The organism is Streptomyces sp. RB17 (assembly GCF_009604455.1).
Taxonomy (GTDB): domain Bacteria; phylum Actinomycetota; class Actinomycetes; order Streptomycetales; family Streptomycetaceae; genus Streptomyces.
The window spans coordinates 1,389,847-1,416,370 of record NZ_WEGL01000001.1 but is presented as its reverse complement, the minus strand read 5'-3'; the positions used below and the strand labels follow the sequence as shown (position 1 = coordinate 1,416,370).

At 72.2% G+C, this 26,524-nt stretch carries 23 protein-coding genes and 1 pseudogene; 7 read left to right on the top strand and 17 right to left on the bottom strand.

What is annotated here, in order from left to right; genetic code table 11:
• Window positions 1-127: 127 nt before the first annotated feature.
• From SRB17_RS06495 to SRB17_RS06425, 15 genes and pseudogenes are all read right to left on the bottom strand, one after another.
• Window positions 128-925 (bottom strand): HAD family acid phosphatase, encoded by a 798-nt coding sequence (locus SRB17_RS06495; RefSeq protein WP_153535274.1) that lies wholly within the window; start codon window positions 923-925, stop codon window positions 128-130.
• 168 nt (window positions 926-1,093) lie between these two features.
• Window positions 1,094-1,327, bottom strand: a complete 234-nt coding sequence (locus SRB17_RS06490; RefSeq protein WP_153535272.1) for a hypothetical protein — start codon at window positions 1,325-1,327, stop codon at window positions 1,094-1,096.
• A gap of 52 nt (window positions 1,328-1,379) precedes the next feature.
• A complete protein-coding gene (locus SRB17_RS06485; RefSeq protein WP_323375071.1) occupies window positions 1,380-2,882 on the bottom strand; it encodes a glycoside hydrolase 43 family protein in 1,503 nt (500 codons plus the stop codon).
• Window positions 2,879-3,724 (bottom strand): PmoA family protein, encoded by an 846-nt coding sequence (locus SRB17_RS06480; RefSeq protein WP_153535270.1) that lies wholly within the window; start codon window positions 3,722-3,724, stop codon window positions 2,879-2,881. Before SRB17_RS06480 ends, SRB17_RS06485 begins: the two co-directional genes overlap by 4 nt.
• Window positions 3,724-3,915 (bottom strand): annotated as a pseudogene (locus SRB17_RS06475) (hypothetical protein); the annotation flags it as partial. The gene SRB17_RS06480 and the pseudogene SRB17_RS06475, both read right to left, overlap by 1 nt.
• 213 nt (window positions 3,916-4,128) lie before the next feature.
• A complete protein-coding gene (araD, locus tag SRB17_RS06470) occupies window positions 4,129-5,853 on the bottom strand; it encodes an L-arabinonate dehydratase (RefSeq protein WP_153535268.1) in 1,725 nt (574 codons plus the stop codon).
• A 34-nt stretch (window positions 5,854-5,887) separates the two neighbouring features.
• A complete protein-coding gene (locus SRB17_RS06465) occupies window positions 5,888-6,799 on the bottom strand; it encodes a dihydrodipicolinate synthase family protein (protein WP_153535266.1) in 912 nt (303 codons plus the stop codon).
• Window positions 6,796-7,506: a GntR family transcriptional regulator gene (locus tag SRB17_RS06460; RefSeq protein WP_153535263.1), complete on the bottom strand. Its 711-nt coding sequence runs from the start codon at window positions 7,504-7,506 to the stop codon at window positions 6,796-6,798. Before SRB17_RS06460 ends, SRB17_RS06465 begins: the two co-directional genes overlap by 4 nt.
• A gap of 137 nt (window positions 7,507-7,643) precedes the next feature.
• A complete protein-coding gene (locus SRB17_RS06455; RefSeq protein WP_153535261.1) occupies window positions 7,644-8,018 on the bottom strand; it encodes a hypothetical protein in 375 nt (124 codons plus the stop codon).
• An 88-nt stretch (window positions 8,019-8,106) separates the two neighbouring features.
• Complete coding sequence (locus tag SRB17_RS06450) at window positions 8,107-10,011, bottom strand: ABC transporter ATP-binding protein (RefSeq protein WP_228395835.1); 1,905 nt, start codon at window positions 10,009-10,011, stop codon at window positions 8,107-8,109.
• 74 nt (window positions 10,012-10,085) lie between these two features.
• Window positions 10,086-11,429 (bottom strand): lanthionine synthetase C family protein, encoded by a 1,344-nt coding sequence (locus SRB17_RS06445; RefSeq protein WP_153535257.1) that lies wholly within the window; start codon window positions 11,427-11,429, stop codon window positions 10,086-10,088.
• On the bottom strand, window positions 11,426-14,620 hold the full coding sequence (locus SRB17_RS06440; protein ID WP_323375070.1) for a lantibiotic dehydratase: 3,195 nt from the start codon (window positions 14,618-14,620) through the stop codon (window positions 11,426-11,428). Before SRB17_RS06440 ends, SRB17_RS06445 begins: the two co-directional genes overlap by 4 nt.
• A gap of 125 nt (window positions 14,621-14,745) precedes the next feature.
• Entirely contained in the window at window positions 14,746-14,910 is a 165-nt protein-coding gene (locus tag SRB17_RS06435) for a hypothetical protein (protein WP_153535253.1), read from the bottom strand.
• 411 nt (window positions 14,911-15,321) lie between these two features.
• On the bottom strand, window positions 15,322-15,903 hold the full coding sequence (locus SRB17_RS06430) for a TIGR03086 family metal-binding protein (protein WP_153535251.1): 582 nt from the start codon (window positions 15,901-15,903) through the stop codon (window positions 15,322-15,324).
• Window positions 15,904-15,906: 3 nt separating this feature from the next.
• Window positions 15,907-16,353 carry a DUF6010 family protein gene (locus SRB17_RS06425; RefSeq protein WP_153535249.1) on the bottom strand — a complete coding sequence of 149 codons (447 nt, stop codon included), beginning with the start codon at window positions 16,351-16,353 and terminating at the stop codon, window positions 15,907-15,909.
• A gap of 144 nt (window positions 16,354-16,497) precedes the next feature.
• On the opposite strand from SRB17_RS06425, the gene SRB17_RS06420 reads away from it, so the two are divergent.
• Window positions 16,498-17,730, top strand: coding sequence for an MFS transporter (locus SRB17_RS06420; RefSeq protein WP_153535247.1), 1,233 nt, complete (start codon window positions 16,498-16,500; stop codon window positions 17,728-17,730).
• On the opposite strand, the gene SRB17_RS06415 is transcribed toward SRB17_RS06420, so the two are convergent.
• Both SRB17_RS06415 and SRB17_RS06410 read right to left on the bottom strand, forming a co-directional pair.
• Window positions 17,667-18,830, bottom strand: a complete 1,164-nt coding sequence (locus SRB17_RS06415; protein WP_323375069.1) for a hypothetical protein — start codon at window positions 18,828-18,830, stop codon at window positions 17,667-17,669. The genes SRB17_RS06420 and SRB17_RS06415 overlap by 64 nt on opposite strands.
• A gap of 482 nt (window positions 18,831-19,312) precedes the next feature.
• On the bottom strand, window positions 19,313-20,254 hold the full coding sequence (locus tag SRB17_RS06410) for a 5-dehydro-4-deoxyglucarate dehydratase (protein WP_323375068.1): 942 nt from the start codon (window positions 20,252-20,254) through the stop codon (window positions 19,313-19,315).
• A gap of 230 nt (window positions 20,255-20,484) precedes the next feature.
• On the opposite strand from SRB17_RS06410, the gene SRB17_RS06405 reads away from it, so the two are divergent.
• The 6 genes from SRB17_RS06405 to SRB17_RS06380 all read left to right on the top strand — a co-directional run bounded on the left by SRB17_RS06405 (window position 20,485) and on the right by SRB17_RS06380 (window position 26,521).
• The gene (locus SRB17_RS06405; protein ID WP_153535243.1) at window positions 20,485-21,294 is read left to right on the top strand and encodes an NAD-dependent epimerase/dehydratase family protein; all 810 of its coding nucleotides are present in this window, start codon (window positions 20,485-20,487) and stop codon (window positions 21,292-21,294) included.
• 273 nt (window positions 21,295-21,567) lie between these two features.
• Entirely contained in the window at window positions 21,568-22,338 is a 771-nt protein-coding gene (locus tag SRB17_RS06400; RefSeq protein WP_153535241.1) for a DeoR/GlpR family DNA-binding transcription regulator, read from the top strand.
• 76 nt (window positions 22,339-22,414) lie between these two features.
• Window positions 22,415-23,779: an ABC transporter substrate-binding protein gene (locus SRB17_RS06395; RefSeq protein WP_153535239.1), complete on the top strand. Its 1,365-nt coding sequence runs from the start codon at window positions 22,415-22,417 to the stop codon at window positions 23,777-23,779.
• Complete coding sequence (locus SRB17_RS06390; RefSeq protein WP_153535237.1) at window positions 23,776-24,711, top strand: carbohydrate ABC transporter permease; 936 nt, start codon at window positions 23,776-23,778, stop codon at window positions 24,709-24,711. Before SRB17_RS06395 ends, SRB17_RS06390 begins: the two co-directional genes overlap by 4 nt.
• Window positions 24,708-25,535 carry a carbohydrate ABC transporter permease gene (locus SRB17_RS06385; RefSeq protein ID WP_153535235.1) on the top strand — a complete coding sequence of 276 codons (828 nt, stop codon included), beginning with the start codon at window positions 24,708-24,710 and terminating at the stop codon, window positions 25,533-25,535. Before SRB17_RS06390 ends, SRB17_RS06385 begins: the two co-directional genes overlap by 4 nt.
• Entirely contained in the window at window positions 25,532-26,521 is a 990-nt protein-coding gene (locus tag SRB17_RS06380) for a zinc-dependent alcohol dehydrogenase family protein (RefSeq protein ID WP_153535234.1), read from the top strand. Before SRB17_RS06385 ends, SRB17_RS06380 begins: the two co-directional genes overlap by 4 nt.
• The last annotated feature ends 3 nt before the right edge of the window (window positions 26,522-26,524 follow it).

The following is a 26,524-nucleotide window of genomic DNA, read 5'->3' as shown; positions in this document are numbered from 1 at the left end:
TTCGGGGGACCGTACGTTGTCCGGTCCCCGTACAACGGGCAGCGCCGTCGCCGGCCCCCGCCACGGCACGGTGCTGCCGGTGACGGGGGCCGAGGACGAGCGGCTGCTCAGGACGTACGGCTGGGGCTCAGCTGACGAAGTACGTCGGGTTGGGCAGCTTGTACGTGCGGTCGGCGTAGCCGCCGTCGAGGTCCGAGTACTGGTCGCCGAAGTCGGCGATGATCTCGTACCCCAGGTCGTCCTCGATGTGCTTGCGCGTGCCGGACTTGTACTGCACGGTCGTGCAGTTCCAGGTGCCCGGGGTGGCGCAGTCGCTCAGGTAGGACGGCGGGTTGGCCTTGTCCTTGAGGAACATGTGGTCGGCGTCGAGGTTCACATCGGCGCCGACCTTCTTCAGGTTCGCGACGGCGGCGGTGCGCTGGGCCTCGGTCAGGCCGGAGTTGTAGAAGACCTCGACGCCCTGGGACTCGGCGTAGCGCACCAGCTCGGGGCTGCCGAACACCTCGGGGCGGTCGGCGCGGTTCACGTAGTCGTTCCACGTGGTGGAGTTGTACGTGTAGTTGTAGCGCTTCTCGTAGTCGAGGCTGAGCAGCAGCGTGTCGTCGATGTCGAACACGACGGCCGGCTTCTCGCCGCGGTGCTGTGCCTTCCGCGCGGCCTTGTCGATGTACCGCTTGGCGTCCGCGTCGATGCCGGCCAGGTCCTTGGCGTACGGGCTGTCCGGGGACGCCTGGTAGACGCCGTTGCTGTCGGCGGTCGTGCCGTAGTAGGTGTCGATGTCCTTCACCAACTGCCCGATGTTGTAGGGCTCGTGGGTGGAGTTCGCCGTCGACTGACCGGCGGTGGCCACGCCCGCGCCGTACAGCGCGACACCGGCAAGAGCACAGGCGGCACCGGCGGCGACGACTCTGTGGGACTTCCGCATGGATTCTCCGGATCTGGTGGATGAGAGTGATGTACCAGGTCGGAGACTGTCTACGCGCATAACACCGAGCGCTGCGAGGCCTGTTATCCGATCGATACACTTTTCTCCGTGATCGCTCCGCACGGGGACGACACCGGGAGACCGAACCCCGGTACCGGCCGGAGCACTTCAGCCCGTCGGACATATGCTGCCAGCCGTCGAGTGTGGTCCCGAGGATGCAGACGTCGCGCAGAGCGCCGTCCACCACGAAGTCGTCATGACCATGGAGGCCACCTGCCACTCCACGATTCCCGCGCTGCCGCTGCCGTCGTCGCCGCAGGCGGTGGCGGTCAGCGCGAGGACGGAACCGAGGGCGAGGGCCGTGGCGGCGCGTCTGCTTCCGCGGTTGCTGCTGCTCGTCATGTGTCGGCTCTCTTCTTCTCGAATCTTTTCTTCTCGAAGGACTGCGCAGGGATTACAAGGACGTGATGCGGAACTGGGTGAAGGTCGCCGCCCCCGCGTTCCCCGGTCCCTCGGGTGCGACGGCGAACAGGCCGAGCAGGGCGCCGACCCAGCGCCAGGGGGTGGCCGTGAAGACCGGGCCGGACGGGCGGAAGCCGCCCCCGACGTCGTACGAGAACCGGCAGCGCGCGCCCGTCCCGGCCTCGATCCGCAGCCGGGCCCGCCCCTCGGGCGCCGGCCGGGACACCCCGGCGTCCCGCTCACGGTCGGCGACCGCCTCCGCGAACCGGTGCACGAGCCGGACCGTCCCGTCGGCCGCCCGCTCCAGACCGATCCAGCAGAACGCGTCCCCGAGCACCACGAGCCCGGCCCGCGCCCCCGGTTCGCCGCTGTCCAGCCGCAGTTCGACCTCCGCCACGGAAGGCTCGCCGGGCAGCCGCTGGGTCAGGACGTTCGGAAGTCTCCGCACGTCTGCGGCGTCGGCGGAGCGGACGCAGGTCAGCCGTAGTCCGTCGCCGGAGTGCTGGGTGGCCCAGCCGTCGCCCGGATTGGCGGTCCACTGCCACTGGCGGCCGTAGCGCCCGCCGGGGAAGCCGTCGTCGGTGGCGGGCGCGGCGGGCGGCTGCGCCGGCAGCGCGGGGCGCCGGTGTACGGCGACGGGGGCGCCCTCGGCGCCCAGGACCGGCCATCCGTCGTCACCCCAGCGCATCGGCTGGAGGTGGACGACCCGGCCGTACGCGCCGCGCTGCTGGAAGTGCAGGAACCAGTCCTCGCCGGCCGGCGTGCGCACCCAGCCGCCCTGGTGCGGCCCGTTGACCTCGGTGTCCTGCTGCTCCAGGACGATCCGCTGCTCGTACGGCCCGAAGAACCCGCGTGAGCGGAAGGCGCCCTGCCAGCCGGTCTCCACTCCCCCGGCGGGCGCGAGGATCCAGAACCAGCCGTCGTGCCGGTAGAGCTTGGGGCCCTCCAGGGTGAACCAGCCGGGGATGCGGTCGCCGTCCACGATCACCTTGCCCTCGTCCAGCAGGGAGGTGCCGTCGGGGTGCATCCGGTGGCCGGTGAGCCGGTTCTTGATGCCGGAGCGGGACCTGGCCCAGGCGTGCACGAGGTAGGCCTCGCCGGTCTCGTCGTCCCACAGCGGGCAGGGGTCGATCAGTCCCTGGCCGGCCTTGAGCAGGTGTGGCCGGCTCCACGGGCCCCTGATCCCGGGAGCGTTGATCTGGAAGATGCCCTGGTCGGGGTCGCCCCAGAAGATCCAGAAGCGGTCGTCGTGGTACCGGATCGAGGGTGCCCAGACCCCGCAGTCCTGCCGGGGACGCGCGAACTCCTCCTCGGGTTCGAGACGTTCGAGGGCGTGGCCCACGAGGGTCCAGTGCACCAGGTCGCGCGAGTGCAGAAGCGGCAGGCCGGGGGCGCGGCCGAAGCTGGAGGCGGTGAGGTAGAAGTCGTCGCCGACGCGGACCACGTCCGGGTCGGACCAGTCGGCGTTCAGGATCGGGTTCCTGTACGTCGTCACGGTGTCACCGCCTTCCGGACCAGCGCGGCCGCCTCGTCCCGGTCCAGCCGCCCGTCGGCGACGACGGTGACGATCCGCCGTACGACGGTGTCGCCGGGCTCGACGGCCAGCCGCTCGGTGTGGGCCGGCGACGAGCCGACGCCGGGGTACTCGGCGGCGCGCACGAACCACGGGTCGCGGCGGGTCTCCTCGGTGGCCCCGGCGAAGACCAGCGTCCAGCCGGCCCCGGCGAGCGCCAGCCAGCCGGCGGAGCGGCCGTGCACCTCGGACTCGCCCTCGCGGTCGGCGGTGAAGACGTCCGGCGCCCGGTCCTCCCTGCGCGCCCGCCAGAAGAAGCCGCCGTAGGCCGCGCCGGGCCGCCCGTTGGTGGCGGGGCTGCCGATCGACAGCGCACCCGGGGTGACGTTGGTCAGGGCAAAGGTGAAGTCCAACGCCCAAGCCACTTCGGTGAGTTCAGTGGCCGTGACGGTACGCCGCTCGCGCAGCAGCTCGCGTCCGGCGGCGACCCAGCGCAGCTCCGACACGAACCCGTCGGGGTCGCGCAGCTGGAAGCCGGTGTGCCGCTGGGTGCCGTGGTTGTCCAGCTCGGTGGGGCCCTGGTCGCGCACGAAGGTGCGGCCGCCCCAGAAGTTGTGCCCCTCGACATCGGGAACGGCGACACCGACGCCGAGGTGGTGCGTGTGGTCGCCGGGGCTCAGCTCGGTGACCACCGTGCCGGCCAGGGTGGTGACGGGGTGCAGATACGGGCGCGGGGAGAGGCGCGCGGGCAGCTCGGGCCGGGTGACGTACCGGGCGACCGGACGGCCCGCGACCCGCAGGACCAGGGTGTCGGGGGAGGTCATCAGGTGTTCACCTCGTTCGGCAGGGCCCAGTCGGCGCCCAGTTCGGAGTAGAGGGCGAGGGTGTCGGCGGCGGCCGCGACCAGGCCGTCGATGCCGGGCACGACCCGGCGGTGCTCGGCGGGCAGCGTCCGCCAGGCGTCCTCCGGCGCGGTACCAGCAGCTCCGCGCCGCGCTCCAGGTGCTGGACCAGGTAATCAGCAGTGCCGCCGGGGCGATCAGCAAGTACGGCAGCCTGCGCGGGGGCGCGGAGGCACGGCGCCGCCGGGGAGGCGCGGGCGGTTTCGCCACGGCTGCGGCTTGGGCCATGACTGTTCTCCGTTCAATGGGGCTGTGGTACGACGGGCGTAGGAAGCGCTTGCTACGTACACATGGGTGAAGCGCTTCACCTCTCTCGATGCGGTGGGTCAGCCGGCGTAGGGGTCCGGCACGTGGCCCGGCCGGGCCAGGAACTCGAAGTCGCAGCCGGTGTCGGCCTGCGTGATCTGGCTGTTGTAGAGGACGCCGTAGCCGCGCTCGTAGCGAGCGGGCGGCGGCGTCCACGCGGCTCGCCGGCGCTCCAGCTCCGCGTCGTCCACATGGAGATGGAGGCTGCGGGCCGCGACGTCCAGGGTGATGAGGTCCCCGGTCCGCACGAGCGCCAGCGGGCCGCCGACGTACGACTCCGGGGCCACGTGCAGCACGCAGGCGCCGTAACTCGTGCCGCTCATCCGGGCGTCGGAGATCCGGACCATGTCCCGCACGCCCTGCTTGAGCAGGTGGTCGGGGATGGGGAGCATGCCGTACTCGGGCATGCCGGGACCGCCCTTGGGACCGGCGTTGCGGAGGACCAGCACGCTGTCGGCGGTGATGCCGAGCGCGGGGTCGTTGATGGTGCGCTGCATGGTCTTGTAGTCGTCGAAGACGACCGCGGGGCCGGTGTGCTCGAGCAGGTGGGGCTCGGCCGCGATGTGCTTGATGACGGAGCCGTCCGGGCAGAGATTGCCGCGCAGGACCGCGACCCCGCCCGCCCCCGCGACCGGGTTGTCGCGGGGGCGGATGACGTCGTCGTGGTGCACCTGGGCGCCCCGCAGCTGCTCGCGCAGGGTGTCGTACGACACCGTGGGCCGGTCCAGGTGGAGCAGGTCGGTGATCCGGGACAGGAAGCCGGGCAGGCCGCCCGCGAAGTGGAAGTCCTCCATGAGGTACTTCCGGCCGCCGGGGCGGACGTTGGCGAGGACCGGCACGGTCCGGGCGATGCGGTCGAAGTCGTCGAGGGTGAGCTTCACCCCGGCGCGGCCGGCCATGGCGATCAGATGGATCACGGCGTTGGTGGAGCCGCCCAGGCCCAGGACGGTCGTCACCGCGTCCTCGAAGGCCTCACGGGTGAGGATCCGCGACAGCCTCCGGTCGCTGCGCACCAGCTCCACGGCCGTCATCCCGGCCTTGGCGGCCATCCGGTCGTGCCCGGAGTCGACGGCGGGAATGCTCGACGCACCCGGCACGGTCACACCGAGGGCTTCGGCGGCGGCGGTCAGCGTGGACGCCGTACCCATGGTCATGCAGTGGCCCGGGGAGCGCGCGAGCCCGCTCTCCAGCTCGGCCATCTCGCAGTCGCCGATCAGACCGGCCCGCTTGTCGTCCCAGTACTTCCACATGTCCGTGCCGGACCCGAGCACCTCGCCCCGCCAGTGCCCCGGCAGCATGGGCCCGGCCGGCACGAAGACGGCGGGCAGATCGGCGCTGGCCGCACCCATCAGCAGGGCGGGCGTGGACTTGTCGCACCCGCCCATCAGCACGGCCCCGTCGACCGGATAGGACCGCAGCAGCTCCTCGGTCTCCATCGCCAGCAGGTTGCGGTAGAGCATCGGGGTCGGCTTCTGGAAGGTCTCGCTGAGGGTGGAGACCGGGAATTCGAGCGGGAAGCCCCCGGCCTGCCACACCCCCCGCTTCACCGCCTGGGCGCGATCCCGCAGGTGCACATGGCACGGGTTGATGTCGGACCAGGTGTTGAGCACGGCGATCACGGGCTTGCCCAGATGCTCCTCGGGCAGATACCCGAGCTGCCGGGTCCGGGCCCGATGGCTGAACGACCGCAGCCCGTCGGTCCCGTACCACTGATGGCTTCTCAGCTCCTCGACGGGGTGGTTCATACGGACCACCCAGCGGCGATCGCGGCGAGGTGGTTCATATGGACCACCCCGCGGCGATCGCGGCGACCTCTGCGCGCTCGTCCTCGGGCAGCGGCCTGCTCGGCGGGCGGACGTCGCGGCGGCACAGGCCGAGGGCGGCGAGGGCTTCCTTGACGACGGTGACGTTGTTCGCCGAGCCGTGCGCGGCGCGGAGTTCCTCGAAGCGGCGGATCTGCTCCCAGACCTTCATCGCGGCCGGATAGTCACCGGATCGCAGCGCTTCCACCATGTTCAGCGAAACGGCCGGGGCGACGTTCACGAGCCCGGAGGTGAAACCGGTGGCACCCGCGGAGAAGTAGGAGGGGGCGTACGGCTCGGCGAGCCCGGCGACCCAGACGAAGCGGTCGAGACCGGCGTCGCGGGCGAAGGCGGCGAACCGGGCGGCGTCCGGTACGGCGTACTTCACGCCGATGACGTTCGGGCAGTGGTCGGCGAGTTCGGCGAGCCGGGCGCCGGGCAGCTGGGCGTTGCGGATGTACGGCACCACGCCCAGCTCGGGCACGGACTCGGCGATGGCGCGGTGGTAGTCGACCCAGCCGGCCGCCGAGACGTACGGGTGGACGGGCTGGTGGACCATGACCATCGGGGCGCCGAGGTCGCGGGCGTGCCGGGCGGAGGCGATGGCGGTGGGCAGGTCGTGGCCGACGCCGACGAGGATCGCGGCGCGGTCGCCGGCCTCCTCGACGGTCAGCTCGGTGACCAGGCGGCGCTCTTCGGGGGTGAGGGCGTAGAACTCGCCGGTGTTGCCGTTCGGGGTGAGGGTGCGGATCCCGCCGTCGAGCAGGCGACGCAGCAGGGCCCGGTGGGTGCCGGTGTCGACGGAGCCGTCCGCGGCGAAGGGGGTCACCGGGATGGCCACCACGTCGGCCAGGGCCGCCCGTTGGGTCTCGAACGTCACGCTGCTCATGAATGACCTTCCTCTGCGTGGGAGCCGGCGAGCCCGGTGCCCTCGATGCCCTCGATGCCCTCGATGCCCTCGGTGTCCGAGGGGAATGCGCGCCGGACGAAGGAGGCGATGTGGGCGTACAGGGCGCGTCCCGCGCCGTCGGCGTCGCCGTGGAGCGCGAGCCGGAGGATCTCCCGGTGCTCGGCGGCCTCCCGCTCCCAGGAGGGGTCGGCGGCCCAGGCGACGGCGGAGACCAGCGCGGCCTGGTCGCGGACCTCGTCCAGCATCCGGCCGAGCAGCGGGTTGCCGCACGGCAGGTAGAGGGCGCGGTGGAACTCCCGGTTGGCGAGGGAGCGTTCTGCGGTGTCGTGGGCGGCGTCGGCCCGGCTCAGCGCATCGCGCGCGGCGTCCAGGGAGGCGCCTCGGCGGACGGCTCTTCGCAGCGCCTCGGGCTCCAGCAGCAGCCGCACGTCGTAGACCTCGCGTGCCATGTCCGCGTCCACCATGCGCACCGTGACGCCCTTGTACTGGTTCATCACGACGAGTCCGGTCCCTGCAAGGGTCTTCAGCGCCTCGCGCACGGGGGTCTTCGACACCCCGAACTGCGCGGCCAGCTCCGTCTCGACCAGGGCCTGACCGGGCGTCAGCTGCCCGGTCAGGATGCGGTGTTTGATCGCGTCCAGCACGAACTGCGTGCGGGACGGGATCGGCGTGGGCACAGAGGTCATGCGGCCCTCTCGGATCTCACGTATCGCGTCTCATATATGACGTACGAAGTATGACGCGTTGAAAGTAGGAGGGGGCAGGTGTTTCGTCAATCCTTCTGCCGAAGAAAAGTCGGGCTGCGCGCGACCAGCCACCCCTGCTAGGGCGCGGGCAAGGTGCAGACCAGGAGCAGGACGCTCAGGGGCGGCAGCAGGGCGACGAGGGACGCCGCGGCGCGGGCCGCCGTCCAGCGGCGTTTCCAGGGCAGCAGCCAGGCGGTGAGCAGTGCCGCGATCGAGACGACGCCACCGTAGGTGAGCAGGCGGTAGATCCAGGCAAGGGCCGTGTCGAGGGCCGCCGAGCAGTCGTCGGGGCCGCAGCTGTCCGTCGCCATGGCGGACAGCCCGCCGAAGAGGAGCGCGGCCGGGCCGAGCACCACCATCAGGGCGGTCGAGACCGTCGGGGCCACCCAACCCCTGGGGTCCCGCGCGTTCCCGTCCACCGGGCCCGGAACCGTCGCGACGTGCTGTGTCATGCGCTCAGTGAACCGGCACGGAACCGTCCCGCACACCGGCGCGCCTACTCAGGCCGCACCGGACCACGTACTCAGTGCCGATACGGCGTCAGGCGCCCGATACGGGGGCGTACTGGGCGGCCTGGGTCTCGTAGAGGGTGCGGTAGTGGCCGTTCGGGAGGGTCATGAGGTGGGCGTGGGTGCCGTGTTCGACGATCCGGCCTCGGTCGAGGACGTAGATCAGGTCGGCGGTGGCGGTGGCCGCGAGGCGGTGGGTGATCAGGAGGACCGTGGTGCCCTGGTCGGCCAGGTCGCGCAGGGCGCGGAAGGCCTCGATCTCCGCCCTGGGGTCCAGGGCCGAGGTGGGCTCGTCGACGATGAGCAGCGGCGCCGAGCGGTAGCGGGCCCGGGCGCTGCCGAGTCGCTGCCACTGGCCGCCGGAGAGCTCGGTACCGCGCTCGAATCCCTTGATCACCAGGCTGTCCCAGCCGTACGGCAGGGCGGCGACGGTCTCGGCGACATCCGCGTCGGCCGCGGCCCGCTCGATGCGGTGCTGTTCGCAGTTCCGGTCGCTGCGGCCGATGTGGACGTTGGCGCGCGCGGTCATCGGCCACTGCGGGAAGTCCTGGGTGAGGACGGCCACCTGGTCGAAGACGGCCGCCCGGTCGGCGTCCCGGATCTCCGTGCCGTTCCACCACAGACGTCCCGCGCTGGGCAGGTGGAGGCCGGCGACGAGCTTGGCGAGGGTCGTCTTTCCCGAGCCGTTCTCTCCCACGAGGGCCACGACCTGCCCGCGCGGGATCGTGAGGTCCACCGCGTGCAGCGCGGGCGTGCCGGCCCCGGGGTAGGTGAACGAGACCTCCTCCAGCCGGACCGCCTTGAACGGGCCGGGGACGGGCGAACCGCCGACGGGGATGGCGTGCTGCCGTGCCGTGGCGCAGGCACGCTCCCAGTCCTTGAGGTACATGGCCTCCTGGTAGAGGCGGTTGACCTGCATGACGAGGGACTGCAGCCCGGCACTGGAGGTCCGTACTGCGATCACGGCGGTGCCGGCCACGGCCAGGGGCATTCCGCCGCCGGTCAGCAGTGCCCACAGCAGACCGTAGGCGACCAGGGCCGCCGCTCCGGAACCGGCCGACGCGGCGGCCCGGGTCACCGCCTCCGCGCGGGCCAGCCGCCCCTGCTCGCGCTCCATGGTCCGGGACATGTCGGCGTAGGCGTCGACCAGCAGGCGCCCGGCGCCGTGCACCCGGATCTCGGCGGCGCACCGCTGGTCGGTGAGCTTCTCGGTGAGCACGGCGATGGCCCTGCGGTGCTCGATCCAGGCGTGCCGGGAGGCGTACCGGCGCCGGGCGGAGCGGACGGCGCCCCACCCCTGGGGCGCGGCGATCAGCAGGAGCGTGAGGACGAGCAGCGGATGCAGCAGGAACAGCACACCCGCCGCCGCGATCAGGCTGATCAGGGCGTTGAGCACGAGGACGGAGGAACCGAGCATCGTGCGGATCGCATCGGTGCCGAACTTTCCCGCGTCCAGCGTGCGCCGGATCGACTGATCCTCCAGGGCGGCCAGTTCCACGCGGATCACGCCCTCGTAGAACCGGGCCGTGCACACACGCTCGACCTTGGGTTCGAGCCGTCCGGACGCCGCGGTCGACACCGCCCCGAGCAGCGCGAGCAGGGCGGCGACCGCTGCCATGGCCGTGAGACCGGGGAGGGCCTGGCGCAGCCGCGCGGGGGTGGGACCGGCCGCGAACAGTGCCAGCAGCACCTTGTTGGTGGCCACGAGGGCGAAGGCCCGCATCAGCCCCTGGCCGAGTTCGACGGCCAGCAGGGCGAGCAGCGCCGCCCGGTCCTCGCGCCAGGCGGCCTTCGCCACGGCCCCGATCATCTGCGGGAACTGCCGGGCCATGGTCCACATGCCCATCCGCAGCAGGGGCAGCTCGTGCCCCACGTACGCCGATTCGTAGCGCAGTGCGCCGCCGAAGAGCAGCCGCTCGCTGTCCGAGAGGGGCAACTGAGGGCGGGTGCGGGGGCGTTGGCGCCTCTCACGAAGGTGGGGGTACCTGATCCGGACATGTGGGCGCCGCATCAGGCCACCAGGAGGGCGGTCTGCCAGGGGGAGGCGCAGCCGCCGGCCGCGTAGGCGCGCAGGGCGAGCGCGATGCCGGCGCTTCCGTCGAGGAAACCGGCGCGGTGGGGTGCCTGCCGCAGTCCTTCGCCCAGCTGCGGGCGCACGTACGCGAAACCGAAGGGGAGATCGGGACGGTAGTCGGCCAGCAGGGCGGCGGCCAGTGCGGGCAGCCGCTCCGTCAGCCGGGGGTCGCCGCTGTCCCGGGCCATCAGGCCGGTGAGGTGCAGCAGGCCCGCCCAGCCGTGGCACACCGAGCTGTCGGTGACGGTGGCCGGCATCCGCGCGAGCGCCGTGACCTGGGCGTCGACGGCCTCCTTCCGCCAGTCCGGGCGGTCCAGGGCGATGCCCGCGAGCTGGAGGGCGCGGGCGGTGCCGGGCGTCCCGTAGCACCAGGCGATCATGCGGGAGTGGCCGGCGTGCGGGTCCGCCGCGCCCACGAAGGCGTCGAAGCTCAGCACCCCGGGCCACATGCCCTGCTCGGTCCGGTGGGCGAGGAGATGGTCGGCGATCGTGCAGATGGCATCGCTCTGGCCCGGGACGCGTACGCCCTCGCTCCAGGCGAGCGAGAGCAGCGCGAGGGGCCCGCTGATGCCGTGCGCCAGGCCGAGGTTGAAGTGTCCGCGGGGGAACTGGGGGCCGTGGCCGGGCTCCAGCGGCACCCACCATCCGGGTACCTGTTGTCCGTACGCCTCGACGGGTTCGGTCAGGCGCACCAGACAGCTCAGGACGTCGAGGAGCCCGTCCCGGTGCCGGGCGCCGCGCAGCATCAGCCAGCGGCCCAGTCCGGTGGCGCCGGCGATGACGTCGTACGTGCTCATCCGGACGCCCGCGCGGCCGGCCGCCAGCCGTTGTTCCTCGTCGGCGAGCAGCCGGTCCACCTGGGTCGTCACCCTCCCGTCGAGGGTGTCGAGGAGTCCGGCGTAGTCGTCCGCGCCGTGCCGGGCGGTGTGGGCCGCGAACGCGAGCGAGGCGGCGCCGCCGTAGAGCCCCCGCTCCGTCGGCCCGCTCAGTCCCCGGGCGGCTGCGGTCAGATGGGCGTGCGCGGCTCCGCGGAACCGCTCCTCGGTGTGCGACAGCTCGGCGTACAGCAGCGCGACACCGGCATGGGCCTCGCCCAGCCCGAGGGTGCCCCAGGGGGGCTGCGCGGCGGGCATGCCGGGCAGCAGGTCGACGTTGTCGGCGGCACGGGCGGCGGTGGCCACCCTCGCGGGGTCGAGGAGCCGTTCGGCGAGTTCGTGCACGACGGCGCCGATACGTTCCCGGCTCGCCGCTGCGACGGTCTCCTGGGCGGGGGCGCTCATGGGCAGCTCCTGATGCGGTCTCGATGGGCTTGCACGGCGCCGCGCATGACGGCGGTCGCGGCCTGTTCGGCATGTGGGCCGATGCCGATCACCCGGTTGTGGTGCATGTGCAGCAGGGAGCGGAACACCGGGGCGGGCGCCGACCAGGCGTCGTCGCCCAGCGTGCGCAGGGTGCGCGCGTAGTCGGTCACGGCCGCCGTCCGGGCCCGCCAGGAGGCGAGCAGTTCCGCGCCTCCCGGCCGGCCGCGCAGGCCCTGCCAGTCGCCGTGGACGTCCACGAGCGGCAGCACCTCGCGCCGGCGCTTCTGGAAGGCGTGGTGCATCTCGCCGCGCGGGACGGCGTCGAGCACATGCCCCAGCCACGCCGGTTGGGCGCCCTCGGGCTTCTCGGCGGTGTACGCCGTCCAGAACGTCCGGGCGATGTGGGCCTGGCCGAGTGCCGCCACGGTGACCGGATCGAGGGCGAGCCGCCCGGTCTCCCACAGCTTCAGTGCCTCGACGGCGGCCAGGCTGTCGGCGTGGAAGACCCGTTCGGCGGCCGCCATGGCCCGGGGGCCGCCGTAGCGCTCCAGCTCGGGGTCGTACGTGCCGAGGCCGATGCCCCGGATCAGCGCGGCGGACCGGAGCGTGGCGGCCCAGCGGTGCAGCCGGGGCAGCAGGGTCGCCATGAGGGTGCCGGGCGCGCCGTGGAAGCGCAGCCGGAGCAGGTCGTCGGGGTTGCGGTAGCGGATGAAGAACCAGCGGTCCACGTCCTCGGGGAGGCCGTCGAGCAGGTCGTCCAGGTGGTGGACGAGCAGGTCGTTCTGCCGCGCGGGAGTGCAGTGCACCGTGGCGTACAGCCACTCCCCGCCGGGCAGGTGCTCGACGGGGAGCGTCCGGGGCGGAGCGGCCCGGGGTGCCTGGACTGCCCGGACCGCGCCCGGAGCCTCCTGCGGCTGCTCGGCGGGCCGTGCCACCAGCGGGATGATCAGCTCGTTGCGGTGGGTGCCGTCCGGGCCGGTCAGCCATCCCCCGCCCGCCCCGCGGGCGTCCCACGGCTCCAGCACCAGGGCTTCCGGGCGCCGCTTCAACTCGTGGCGCAGCAGGCGCAGATGGAGGGGGCTGGTCAGGTCGAGTTCGAGGCGCTGGTCGGCGTAGACCAGGCAGATCCGGTCGGGTACGGCCCAGCGCTCGCGCCACTCCGCGACGGCCCGGGTCCATGCGGGGTACGGCGTGTCCCGGTCCAGTACGGCTTCGGTGGGGCGCCAGCGCGCCAGGCTGAGGACGGTACGGCCGTGGCGGACCCGGGGGACGTACGGCAGTTCCTCGGCGCGGCCCCACTCCCAGGAGTGGACGCCACGCACCCCGCCGCGCCCGATCTCGTCCAGCAGCCGGGCCGCGTTGGGGGCCAGGGTGCGGGTGTTGAGCTTGTGCAGCACGGTGGCTACGACCTCCCGGCCGCCGGCCGTGTCGACGATCATCAGGCGATGGGGGTCGGCGCAGACGGCGAGGTCGTCGAGGGCCAGCGTGCCCGGATCGGCGGGGTCGGCGAACACCCCGACCGGAAGCCGGTGTTCCAGCCACTGGGGGACCTGGGTGACGTTGTCGCCCCGGCCGTGGCGGGCCTGGAAGACGAGCTGGGCGTGCAGGGCTCCCGCGCGCTCGCCGTCGGTGACCCGGGCGAGTCCGGTCAGGGACGGGTGCAGCTCGTCGGGGAGCAGACCGGCGAACCGCCCGAAGGCCGCGGCGGCGGGGCCGGCCGAGCCGCCCATGACGACCAGGCGGAACTCGCCGTCGCGCAGGGCCCGGACCGAGGGTGCGACCAGTCGCGTGACGAGTTCGATCGAGGGTGCGTGTCCGGTCTTCGGGCGGGCGAGCCGGGCCACCAGGGGGTGCGCCTCGTCGAGGACCACCTCCGGGGTCCCGGAGAGCAGCGCCTCCTGGGCGAGCTGTGTCATCAGCCGGTCCCGTCGGGTCACCTCGGGCGTCCGGGGCGGGAGGGGGCGGCTGCCGGGCGGGTGCTCGTAACCGGCGGGCGGACCCAACCCGGCGTCGGGGTCCAGTACTTCGGTGACCGGCACCGCCCGTCCCACGCCGTACCGCTCGACGAACTCCGTGTGGTAGGTCCGCAGCGCGAGGTGTCCGGCGCCGTCCGGGGCCAGGCGCCACAGCAGGTCCGCCGCCCGCTCGGCCTCGGCCGCCACCTCCGGGGGCAGTCGTACCTCCGCGTCCATCGCGAGATCCACCTGGACGCCCCGCTGAGCGGGCCGCAGCCGGCGCATCCGGGCGCAGGCCTCGGACCACAGGGCCCGACCGGCGCCCAGCGGCCGGTCCCGGTAGGTCTCCAGGCACCGGGTGATCTGCCGCAGCTCCGCCAGCTCGGGCAGGGACCGCGCGGGCAGCGCGCCCAGGGTTTCCAGCACATGTGCCGCCGCGTCCGGGGCCTCCGCCGGCGGGGTCAGGTCGGTGAGCAGCACCTGTTTGCGGACCAGTTCGGCGAGCATCCGGCCGATCGCACCGTCGGGGGCGGAAGGGAACTGCTCGGCCAGGCGCTTCTCGACTTCCGGGTAGGGCAGGGGCGTGCGTACGGCGTCCAGTGCGGCGCGGACGGCAGGCGTGTGGCGCACGCTGACCTCGCGCACGGTTTCGGTGCCCTCGACGCCCAGGTCCGGGAGGTAGGAGAGCACCAGCCGGTCGCCGCGCACCCGGCACAGGTTGTTGGCCGTGAGCCGCAGGCGGCGCAGCACCTCGGGCCGGCCGGCCCAGGAGGCCGTCAGTGCGGTGACCCAGCCGCGCTCCAGCCGGACCGCCTTGCGGTGCGCCGGTCCCAGCCGCACCTGGGTGTCCCCCGCACGCTCGGCGAACCGTGCCGGCGCGACCCCCGCCATGATCCCGAACGGGGTGCACCGCGTCGCCATGCGCAGTCGGTAGGAGGTGACCGCACGGACGGCGCGCCGGATCTCGGCGGCGCCGTGCCTGTCCCCGCGCAGGATGTCGTCCCAGCGACGGGCGAGGGGCGGGCTGGAGATCTCCACCGCTTCCCGCAGCAGGCTGTCGGTGGCGAGCGCACGGAGATATTCGAGACTCTTCGGAATTTCGTCGGCGGCACCTTCCGTGATGTCTACGGAGGTTGCCTCGGAACACTTTTCGGGCAGCGTCGGAATACGCAACAGAGCAAAGCCGGCACAGGAGTACAAAGGCTTGTCGGTCACCAGGATTTTCTCTGCTTTCTGCCGCTTTCTGGGCGTCCTGAGCGTCTTCCTGGGCGTGGGCCGCAGCTCTCCTTCCGGCCGCCGCCGGAAGGAGAGCCACGTGTCACGTCAGGCTGATCCTGGCGTCAGTTGCAGTTGAAGATGGTGCAGCAGTCGCCGGTGCACTCGTTGCTGCACAGCGTCGGGATGCCGCTGCTGCTGCCGATGCTGGTGGTCGCTTCCTCGGTCGGGTCCACGACGCCCCGGACGTCGAGGTCGAAAACATCCGTCGTGGTGTGCTGAGCGGGCATGACCAACTCCTTTTCCGAGAAGGGAATGCGGCACGAAAACCGATTGATTCATCGGCCGGTACGACCTTCGCAGCGCAATCGAGCCGGCCGCAAGAGAGCCGCCGGCCGGTGGTTGATTTTGCGCCTGCCGCCTCGAAGCCGGCCCGGTCCGCACTCCCCCCGCGCACTCCCGGGAGCCGCCCCCGGTCTGCCTCCGCGGGTCCGGCTTCCCCGCCTTTCCCGACTCGCCCCGCGGACGGAAAAAGGATTTTCCGGCCGCGGGGAAGTGTTGCCGGAACATGTCCTGATCTATTTTCGCGATAATGCGATGATCGATACTTCGGGAGGTGTTTCTGCGCAGTATTTTTGTGGTGTGTTTTTGTTGGCTGTCTTTGTGGGTGTCTTTGCGGCGTGTTTCTGTGGGTGTTTCTGTTACGGACGCCACCCCGGATACCGCCCGCTCAGCCCCACCGCCCGGTCCAGCAGCGGTGCCTCCGGGGGCCAGGGGACGACCGGGCCGAAGAGGCCGGCGCCGCGGTTCGGGTCCTCGGCGGCGGCGAGCAGGAAGCCGTGGCCCGACTCCAGGGCCGCGGGGTCGGGAGCGTAGGGCCGGCCGACGGCGCGGGCCAAGTCCCAGCCGTGGATGACCAGTTCGTCGGCGACGACGGCGCCGGCGACCTCGCCGGGCAGGTTCACCCCACCCGCGCGGGTCATGCCCGTCCAGGCGTCCGGATCGCGCCAGGCGTCGGCCAGTTCGTCCAGGACCTTGGGCAGCTCCGCACGCCAGCCGGGGCCGATGTCCGGTACGGCGGCGTTCGGGTTGGTGTCGGTCCTCGTACCGAGGTCCTTGCGGGCGGCGTCACGGAAGGCCACCGAGAGCATCTGGATGTGGCCCAGCAGGTTCCGCACCGCGTAGTCCGGGCACGGTGTGGGAGCGGTCAGCTGCTCGTCGGTCACGGACTCGACGAGCCCGGCCACGATCCGGGTCTGCGGGCCGAGGTCGATCACGGTCATGCGCTACTCCTTCACGGTCGCACTCCTCGTACGAAGGACTGACCGGCCGGCCCGCCCGAACTCATCGCTGCCGCGCAGCCACTTCCACGGCGATCGTCCGCCGCCCAGGCACCACACCGCGATCACCGGGTCGCACAGCGCGCAGCCGAAGGAGGAGTCGTGCGCGAACGGGATGATCGGGTGGCCCTTGAGGTGGTGCACGACGTCCCAGACCGTGTGCAGCAGCCAGCCGACGCCGATCCAGGCCCAGGAGTCCAGGCCCTTGTAGGCGACATAGGTGGCCACCGCGGTGAACGCGAACTCCCAGCCGCCGAGGCCCCCGCCGCTGAGGTAGGCGGCGCCCGCGCCGGCCACCATGACCGCGTTGAGGCGGCGCCGGTGCGGCTCCGGGACGAGGGACGTCAGCAGGACGTAGACGAGACCGATCAGAATCGGGGCGAGGTAGCGCATGCCGCCGACAGTAGGTTCGGGCCGGCGCACGCCCCAGGGGCATTCCTGACAGGTTCCGCCGGATTGCCGCCGCCACGCCCCGCCCCGCGGATACGGCACCTTACCGATCCGCGCCCGCCTGCCTTAGACCCACGATGAGCAGGCATGACGACTTCCTGGACCCTGCTCCGCGTGCTGCGGGACCGCAACGCGGGGCTGTATCTGGCGGCGGTGGTGGTGTCGGGCTTCGGCAACTCCGCGCTGTTTCTGGCATCGGGCGTGTGGGTGAAGGACCTCACCGGGTCCGACGGCCTGGCCGCCCTGTGCATGCTCGCCATGTGGGCGCCCACCCTGGCCGGCCCACCGCTCGGCACGATCGCCGACCGCGTACGGCGGGGGCCGCTGCTGGTGGCGCTGAACGCGGGCCTGGCGGCCCTGTTGCTCACCCTGTGCACCGTGCACTCCCCGCGCGGCCTGTGGCTGCTCTTCACCGTCCTGCTGGTCTACGGCGCCGCCGAGGTCGTTCACGACGCGGCCGAGTCGGCCCTGGTGACCGCGGCGATCGGCCCGGAGCGCCTCGGCGACTTCAACGGGCTGCGCATGGCCGTCACCGAAGGCATGAAGCTCGTCGCCCCGCTGACCGGGGCGGGTCTGTACACGGCCTTCGGCGGCCCGGCCGTCGCCTGCCTGGACGCGGCCACCTTCGCGGTCGCCGCCGGGCTGTACGCGCTGCTGCGGGTGCGCGAGGAACGGCCCGCCCGGTCCGGCGGCGACTGGCGGCAGGAGACCGCGGAGGGCGTCCGGCACCTGTGGAGTCACCCGGGGCTGCGCCCGCTGGTCGGCGCGGCCGGTACGACGATGCTCCTCACCTCGCTGTGCAGCACGACGCTGTACGCCGTCGTCGACCGGCTCGGCCACTCCCCCGCGTACACCGGCGTGCTGTACGCCGTCCAGGGCGCCGGTTCGGTGGCGGCCGGGCTCCTCTCGGGCGTCGCGCTGCGGCGGCTGGGCGCGCGCCGGTTCGCGGCGGCGGGGATCGCACTGACGGCACTGGCTGCGGCCGCCCGTGCCGTGCCGTCGGACCCGCTGGCCCTCGCGTCCTCCGCGGCGGCCGGTCTCGGTCTGCCCTGCGTGCTCGTCGCGGCCTTCACCGCCGTGCAGCGGGAGACCCCCGGCCCGCTGCTCGGCCGGGCGACGGCCACCGCCGGCACCCTGGTCTTCACACCCAATGTCATCGGACTGGCCGTGGGCGCGGGGCTGGTGGAACTCGCCTCCCCCGCGCTGCTGTTGCCGCTGTACGGCCTCGCGCTGCTCGGGACGGCCGCCTCCCTTGCTCAGCGCGCCGACAGGGCCTCGCGCACCGCGGCGAGGTCCGGGTCGGACGCCAACCCGGCGTGATAGAGCCGCAGTTCGGTGGCGCCCCGGGCACGGGCGCGTGCCGCGTCCGCGGCGAGGGTGCCGGGGCTGCCGCCCATCCCCGAGACGACCGTGAGGTTGGCGGCCAGCACCGTCCGCTCCCGGGCCGCTGCGGCAAAGGGCGCCAGCAGGTCCGTACCGCCGGTGCAGGGCACCACCACACCGTCGGCGACGGCGAGGACGCGGGCGGGGTCGACGCCGGCGTTGGCGCCGCAGTGGTAGGAGACCGGGTCGGCGTGCAGCAGGACCTGGAACCCGGCCGGTGCGGCGGCGCGTACGGCGGCGACGGCCTCCTCCTGGAGGGTGCCGGCGGTGTCGTCGCGCCACGCGCGCGTGCGGGCCGCGTTCTCCTCGCCGAGCAGCTTCTCGACCGTCGGCCAGCCCTCGTCGTCCGCCGCGCCTCGCCACAGCGGCTCCAGCGCGGCCCGCACGGACGCCGCCAGCCCGTCGGTGTCCAGGCCCTGTCCGGCGTACCCGGCGCGGCAGGACGGGCAGAAGCACAGCGACATCAGGTACTGCCCGGCCTCGCCGAGACCGACCCCGGACGTCTTGTCGTGGGCGTGCAGATGCTGCAGCCCGTACCAGCCGAGGGACTCCAGTTCGGTGCCGTGCGCGCCGGGGCGTACGGCGGCCTCGGCGGCCAGGTCGACCAGGTACGCGCGCGTGGCGGGCTGGGCGATGCAGGGCGCCCAGGGGTAGCGGTCGCCGTAGGCGTTGACCACCGAGGTGTCCGGGTGTTCGGCGCCCATGCGGGAGTTGTGGGCGAGGACGACCCAGGTGTGCACCTCCAGGCCCACCGCGGTCAGGGCCCGTGCGGCCTCACCGTAGGCGTCCCCGGGGGCCCAGCGGCCGGCGGGGTACGGGCGCAGGCCGCGGCCCGCCCAGCGGTCGCCCGGCGGATAGAGGACGGCCGCGTACTCGGCGGTGACGATGCGGTGGCGGGGGTGGCGGGGGGTCAGGGCGCGGGTGGAGTGGTAGGCGGCGGCGAGGGTCACCTGTTCCACGCCGAGCCCGGCGATGCGCGCGGGGGCCTCGGGGTCCCCGCCCACGTCCCAGGGATACACGAACGCCGACGCCTTCACACGCCCTCCTCTGTGGTGCAGGGACAGATGTTCACACGCGCATCTCCAGGCCTCACCAAAACTCCCTCACACGCCAACCGCCGGGCAACGGCACCCGGAACTCCCGCACGCGCCCGCCTCCGGACGACACGCGGCGCCAACCACACGCCCCCTCCAGACCACACGCAACGCCCGCCCGGACACACGCCTCCGGACGCCACCCGACACCCGCCCACGCGCCCCACCCCGGACCGCACGCAACGCCCGCCCACACGCCCCACTCCGGACGGCACGCAACGCCCGCCCAGACACCCCCTCTGGGCGCCACCCGACGCCCGCCCGCACGCCACCCGACGCCCGCCCGTACACCCTCCTCCGCACGCCACCCGACGCCCGCCCACACGCCCCACCCCGGACGCCACCCGACGCCCGCCCGGCACACCCACTCCGGACAACACCCGACACCCGCCCAGGCGCCCTCCTCCAGCACGGGCCGAGGGCGTTCACGTGTCCCCCTCCAGTAGCGCATAGCCCCGCTCGATCAGATGGGCGAGTTGTTTGACATGGTCCTCCGTCGGCTCGTGCAGCGGGGGCCGGACCTCGCCGACGTCCAGGCCGCGCAGCCGTACGCCCGCCTTGACGAGCGAGACGGCGTAGCCGCGGCCCTGGGCGCGCAGTTCCACGAACGGGCGGTAGAAGCCGTCGAGGAGACGCCGGAGGGTCGCGGTGTCGCCCGCGTTCAGGGCCCGGTGGTAGGCGAGGGCGATCTCGGGGGCGAAGCAGAAGACGGCCGAGGAGTAGAGGGGGACGCCGAGGGCGTGGTAGGCGAGCTGGGTCTGCTCGGCGGTGGGCAGGCCGTTGAAGTACAGGAAGTCGCCGGGGACCTCGGTGCGTACGGCACTGATGATCCGCTGCATCAGGTCGAGGTCGCCGAGGCCGTCCTTGAGGCCGATGATCCCGTCGGTGCGGGCGAGTTCGGCCACCGTCCCCGGGGTGAAGACGGCGTTGTCGCGCTGGTAGACGATCAACGGCAGGGCGGTGGCCGCGGCGAGCTCACGGTAGTGCCGCAGCAGGCCCTCCTGACCGGCCAGGACGAGATACGGCGGCATGGCGAGGAGGCCGTCCGCGCCGGCCTGCTCGGCGAGCCGGGCGTAGCGGACGGCGAGAGCGGTGCCGTAGCCGGCGCCCGCGACGACCGGAACGCGCCCCTCGGCCGCCTCCACGGCCACCCGGACGCAGGCCTCGAACTCCTCCGGCAGCAGCGCGTGGAACTCCCCGGTGCCGCAGCAGGCGAAGACGGCGGCGGCACCGGCGCCGACGCCCCGGCGGACGTGGGTGCGGTAGACGTCGAGGTCGAGCGAGCCGTCGGGGCCGTAGGCCGTGACGGGGAAGAAGAGTGGCCCGCTCGGTTCGCGGAGCCGTTCGGTGAGAGGGGCTGGCGTCACGGGCTCTCCCTTGGGACATGCCGGTGCATGGAGGCACGCGGTGCATGTTTCTGATCCACGTCCATATTTCTGAACGCGACCACGCTAAAGCGCCTTCTTATGGCAGGTCAAGCAGGCAAACCCGCAGCATCCGGAGCGAATTCACCGACATCACGGGACGCTTGACGGTGCGCGGAGAAACTCTCTAGCGTGTCCACGTATGTGAATACCGGCCGCAAGGAGAACCGAGGATGCCCGCACCCCGCACCGTTCTGCTCACCGGCGCCGCCGGGGGGCTCGGCACCCTGATGCGATCCCTGCTGCCGGAGTACGGCTACACGCTGCGCCTGTTCGACGTGCGGCCCGTCGAGGACGCGCCGGACGCGATCACCGCCGACCTCACCGACACGGCGGCCCTGCGCGAGGCCGTACGGGGCGTGGACGCGGTCCTGCACCTCGCGGGCATCTCCCTGGAGGCCCCCTTCGAGAAGATCCTGAGGTCCAACATCGAGGGCACCTACAACCTCTACGAGGCCGCCCGCGAGGAGGGTGTGCCCCGGATCGTCTTCGCCTCCTCCAACCACGCCGTCGGCTTCACCCCCGCCCCGCGCGCGGGCGAGCCGCTGATCCCGGTCGACACCCCGCGCCGCCCGGACACCTTCTACGGCCTGTCCAAGTCCTTCGGTGAGGACCTCGCACAGCTGTACTGGGACAAGCACGGACTGGAGACCGTGTCCGTGCGGATCGGCTCCTGCTTCCCGGAGCCGACCAGCGTGCGCATGCTCTCGGTGTGGATGAGCCCGGCCGACGGCGCCCGTCTCTTCCACGCGGCCCTGACCGCCGAGGAGGTCGGCCACACGGTCGTGTACGGCTCCTCCGCCAACACCCGGCTGTGGTGGGACCTGACCACCGCGCGGGCGCTCGGCTACGAGCCGCAGGACGACTCCGAGCCGTACGCCGAGAAGCTGATCGCCGAGCAGGGCGAGCTGGACCCGGCCGACCCGGCGCACAGCCACCTCGGCGGGCACTTCGTGAACGACCCGCCGATCTGGCCGTACTGAGCCCGGCGAAGGCCCCGGGAGGCGGAAAACGATCGCTCACGCGCGCGGGCGGGCACCGAACGGGCCCGCCCGCCGCCGTCTACGGGCATCCGGGACGCCCGCTCCCACCCCGCCGGACACGGCCGCGCAGGTCCACGCCGGGCAGCGCCCTCGGTGAACGGGCACAAGCGGGCAGTATCGGGCCCGCAACAGGCCTGGTCAGTGCCGCGCACCCGCTGTAGAACTTCCCCCATGGGCCCGAACGGGCAGTTCCGCGGGAAGGTGGGTGACGAGATGAGCACGAGGACGGCGGAAGAACGCCAGCGCGAGATCGTGCGGGCCGCGCGCGCCACCGGCTCGGTCGACGTCACCGCGCTCGCCGCCGAGCTGGGCGTGGCCAGGGAGACCATCCGGCGCGATCTGCGCGCCCTGGAGGACCATGGACTGGTCCGTCGTACGCACGGCGGCGCCTATCCGGTGGAGAGCGCCGGTTTCGAGACGACGCTCGCCTTCCGCGCCACCAGCCATGTGCCCGAGAAGCGCCGGATCGCGGCCGCCGCGGCCGAGCTGCTCGGGGACGCCGAGACGGTCTTCGTGGACGAGGGCTTCACCCCGCAGCTCATCGCCGAGGCCCTGCCGGCCGGCCGGCCGCTGACCGTGGTCACCGCGTCGCTGCCGGTCGCGGGCGCCCTCGCGGAGGCCGAGCACGTCTCGGTGCTGCTGCTCGGCGGCCGCGTCCGGGCCGGCACGCTGGCCACCGTCGACCACTGGACGACGAAGATGCTCGCCGGTTTCGTGATCGACCTCGCCTACATCGGCGCCAACGGCATCTCCCGCGAGCACGGCCTGACCACCCCCGACCCGGCGGTCAGCGAGGTCAAGGCGCAGGCGATACGGGCCGCGCGCCGCACCGTCTTCGCGGGCGTGCACACCAAGTTCGGCGCGGTCAGCTTCTGCCGGTTCGCCGAGATAGGCGCCCTGGAGACGATCGTGACGAGCACCCAGCTCCCGGCCGCCGAGGCACACCGCTACTCCCTGCTGGGCCCGCAGGTCATCCGGGTCTGAAAGTCCAACCCACTCCCTGAGGGGTGCTTCACACCCCCAAGTGCCCCTTATATCCCGATATCTCCAGGAGCGACCCATGCGAACCCAGAGCCGACGGAGGCCGCGAGCCACGCTCGCCATGGCCGCCGCAGGGACGCTGCTCGCCCCGCTGCTCTCCGGCTGCTGGGTCGGTGCGGGCGGGACCGGTGGTGGCAACTCCATCAACGTGCTGATGGTCAACAACCCCCAGATGACCGAACTCCAGAAGCTCGCCCCGCGCTTCACCAAGGAGACCGGCATCAAGGTCAACTTCACCGTCCTCCCCGAGAACGACGTCCGCGACAAGATCAGCCAGGACTTCGCCAACCAGGCGGGCCAGTACGACGTGGCGACGCTGAGCAACTACGAGATACCGATCTACGCCCGCAACGGCTGGCTGCACGAGATGAACTCGTACGTCGCAAGGGACCCGTCGTACGACGAACAGGACGTCCTCGGGCCCATGCGCCAGTCCCTGACCGCCTCCGACGGCAAGCTCTACGGCCAGCCCTTCTACGGCGAGTCGTCCTTCCTGATGTACCGCAAGGACGTGTTCGCGGCGAAGGGCCTGACGATGCCGGCGCATCCCACCTGGCAGCAGGTCGCCGGCCTCGCCGCGCAGGTGGACGGCGCCCGGCCCGGCATGAAGGGCATCTGCCTGCGCGGCCTGCCCGGCTGGGGCGAGATGATCGCGCCGCTGACCACGGTGGTGAACACCTTCGGCGGGACCTGGTTCGACAAGAACTGGAAGGCGCACCTGGACTCCCCCGAGTTCGAGAAGGCGACGAAGTTCTATGTCGACCTGGTGCGGGGGCACGGCGAGTCCGGCGCCGCCCAGTCCGGCTTCGCCGAGTGCCTCAACGACATGACCCAGGGCAAGGTCGCCATGTGGTACGACGCCACCTCCGCGGCCGGCCTGCTGGAGGCGAACGGCTCCCCCGTCAGCGGCAAGCTCGGCTACGCCCCCGCCCCCGTGGAGAAGACCCCGTCCTCCGGCTGGCTCTACACCTGGGCCTGGGGCATCCAGAAGGCCTCCCGCAACCCGGACAAGGCCTGGAAGTTCGTGTCATGGGCATCCGGCAAGGGCTACGAGCAGCTGGTCGGCCGGACCAGCGGCTGGCCGAACGTCCCGGCGGGCAAGCGCGCGTCGACCTACACCAACGCCGACTACCGCAGGTCGGCCGCCGCCTTCCAGGACATGACGAAGCAGGCCATCGAGAGCGCCCGCCCGAACGACCCGGGCGTACAGCCGCGCCCCGCGCCCGGCATCCAGTTCGTCGACATCCCCGAGTTCACCGACCTCGGCACCAAGGTCTCCCAGGAGATCAGCGCGGCCATCGCCGGACGCCAGTCCGTCGAGTCGGCCCTGAAGAAATCGCAGGCGCTCGCCGAGAAGATCTCCAAGGAGTACGAGGGACGATGACCGCGACGACAGCACCTCTTGCGACCGCACCGGTACGCGCCACGCGGCAGCCCTCCGCCCGCCTGCGCGCCTGGGCCACCCGGGCCCCCCTCATGCCCGCCCTCGTCTTCATGATCGTCGTGACCCAGCTGCCGTTCGTGGCCACGCTGGTCATCTCCCTCTTCGACTGGAACGCCCTCTACCCCAAGGCCCGCCGCTTCACCGGCCTGGACAACTACCGCCAGGTCCTGACCGACGCCGACCTGCGCCACTCGGTCTGGACGACCGTGCTGCTCACGGTGACGGTGGTGCTGGTCAGCCTGGTCCTCGGGCTGGCGCTGGCGCTGCTGCTGAACCGGAAGTTCCGCGGCAGGGGCGTCGTACGGACCCTGCTGATCGCCCCCTTCCTCGTCGTCCCGGTGGCCGCGGCCCTGCTCTGGAAGCATGTGCTCTACAACCCCGAATACGGCCTGCTCAATGGGTTGTTGCACTATGTGGGCGGCCCACAGCCCGACTGGATCTCCAACACCCCGCTGCTCGCGGTCGAGGCCTCCCTGGTGTGGCAGTGGACGCCGTTCATGATGCTGATCCTGCTCGCCGGACTGCAGAGCCGTGACCCCGAGCAGATCGAGGCCGCACGCGTGGACGGCGCGAACGACTGGCAGATCTTCCGCCATCTGACGCTGCCGCATCTGCGCCGCTATCTCGAACTCGGCGCGCTGCTGGGCTCGATCTACATCGTCCAGAACTTCGACGCGGTCTTCACGATCACGTCCGGCGGGCTCGGCACCGCCAACCTGCCCTACACCGTCTACCAGAGCTTCTACCAGGCCCACGAGAACGGTCTCGCCTCGGCCGCCGGCGTCCTGGTCGTCATCGGCTCGATCATCATCGCCACCTTCGCCCTGCGCGTGGTGTCGTCCCTGTTCCGCGAGGAGGTGTCCCGCGCATGAACGCCGTACTGCGCCGTAACGGGCTGGGTCTCGTTGCCTGGCTCGTCGGGATCGTGTTCTTCCTGCCCATCGCCTGGATGGCGCTGACGTCCTTCCACTCCGAGGCGGACGCGGCGACCAACCCGCCGTCCTTCGCCGCCTCGCTGACCCTCGACGGCTACCGCGAGTTCTTCGGGGCGGGCGGCGGCGCGAGCCCCTGGCCGGCCCTGATCAACTCCACGGTGGCGTCCGTGGTGTCGACGGTCTGCGTGCTGCTCCTCGCCCTGCCGGCGGCGTACGCGCTGTCCGTCCGGCGGGTCCGCAAGTGGACGGACGTCCTGTTCTTCTTCCTGTCCACGAAGATGCTGCCGGTGGTGGCCGGTCTGCTGCCGATCTACCTGTTCGCGAAGAACACCGGGATGCTCGACAACATCTGGCTCCTGGTCATCCTCTACACCTCCATGAACCTGCCGATCGCGGTGTGGATGATGCAGTCGTTCCTCGCCGAGGTCCCGGTGGCGGTGATCGAGGCGGCACAGATCGACGGCGCCCGGCTGCCGACCGTCCTCGCGCGCGTGGTCGCGCCGATCGCCCTGCCCGGCATCGCCGCCACCGCGCTGATCTGCTTCATCTTCAGCTGGAACGAGCTTCTCTTCGCCCGAGTCCTCACGGGCGTGGTCGCCGAGACCGCCCCCGTCTTCCTGACCGGCTTCATCACCAGCCAGGGCCTGTTCCTGGCCAAGGTGTGCGCCGCGTCGCTCGTCGTCTCCCTGCCGGTGCTCGCCGCGGGGTTCGCCGCCCAGGACAAGCTGGTCCAGGGCCTGTCGTTGGGAGCCGTGAAATGAAGGCCGCCGTCATCGAGTCCGTGGGCCGCGCCGTCGTCACCGAGGTGCCCGACCCGACGCCGGGACCCCGCGAGGTCGTCGTCGAGGTGGCGGCCTGCGGCCTGTGCGGCACGGATCTGCACATCCTCCAGGGCGAGTTCGCGCCCAAGCTGCCGATCGTCCCCGGGCACGAGTTCGCGGGCGAGGTGGCCGGCGTCGGCAGCCAGGTCACCGAGGTCGCGGTCGGCGACCGGGTGGCCGTGGACCCCTCCCTGTACTGCTACGAGTGCCGTTACTGCCGCACCGGCCACAACAACCTGTGCGAACGGTGGGCCGCGATCGGCGTGACCACGGCCGGCGGGGCCGCACAGTACGCTCTCGCCCCCGTGGCCAACTGCGTGAAACTGCCCGAGCACGTGCGCACCGAGGACGCGGCCCTGGTGGAGCCGCTGTCCTGCGCGGTGCGCGGCTACGACGTCCTGCAGTCCCGCCTCGGCGCGCACGTCCTGATCTACGGCTCCGGGACCATGGGACTGATGATGCTGGAGCTGGCCAAGCGGACCGGCGCGGCGAGCGTGGACGTAATCGACGTGAACCCGGCCCGGCTGGAGACGGCCCGGCAGCTGGGCGTGTCCGCCTCGGCGGCGAGCGCGGACGAACTGGACCGCCCGCAGGGCTGGGACGTGGTCGTGGACGCGACCGGCAACGCGGCGGCGATCCAGGACGGCCTGGGCCGGGTGGCGAAGGCGGGCACGTTCCTGCAGTTCGGGGTGGCCGACTACGCGACCCGGGTGACGATCGACCCGTACCGCATCTACAACCAGGAGATCACCATCACCGGCTCCATGGCGGTGCTGCACAGCTTCGAGCGGGCGGCCGAGCTGTTCGCGAACGGAGTGCTGGACCCGCAGGTGTTCATCAGCGACCGGATCCCGCTGGCGCGGTACCCGCAGGCGCTGGAGCAGTTCGCGGCCGGGGTGGGGCGGAAGATCGTGGTGGTGCCCTGAGGG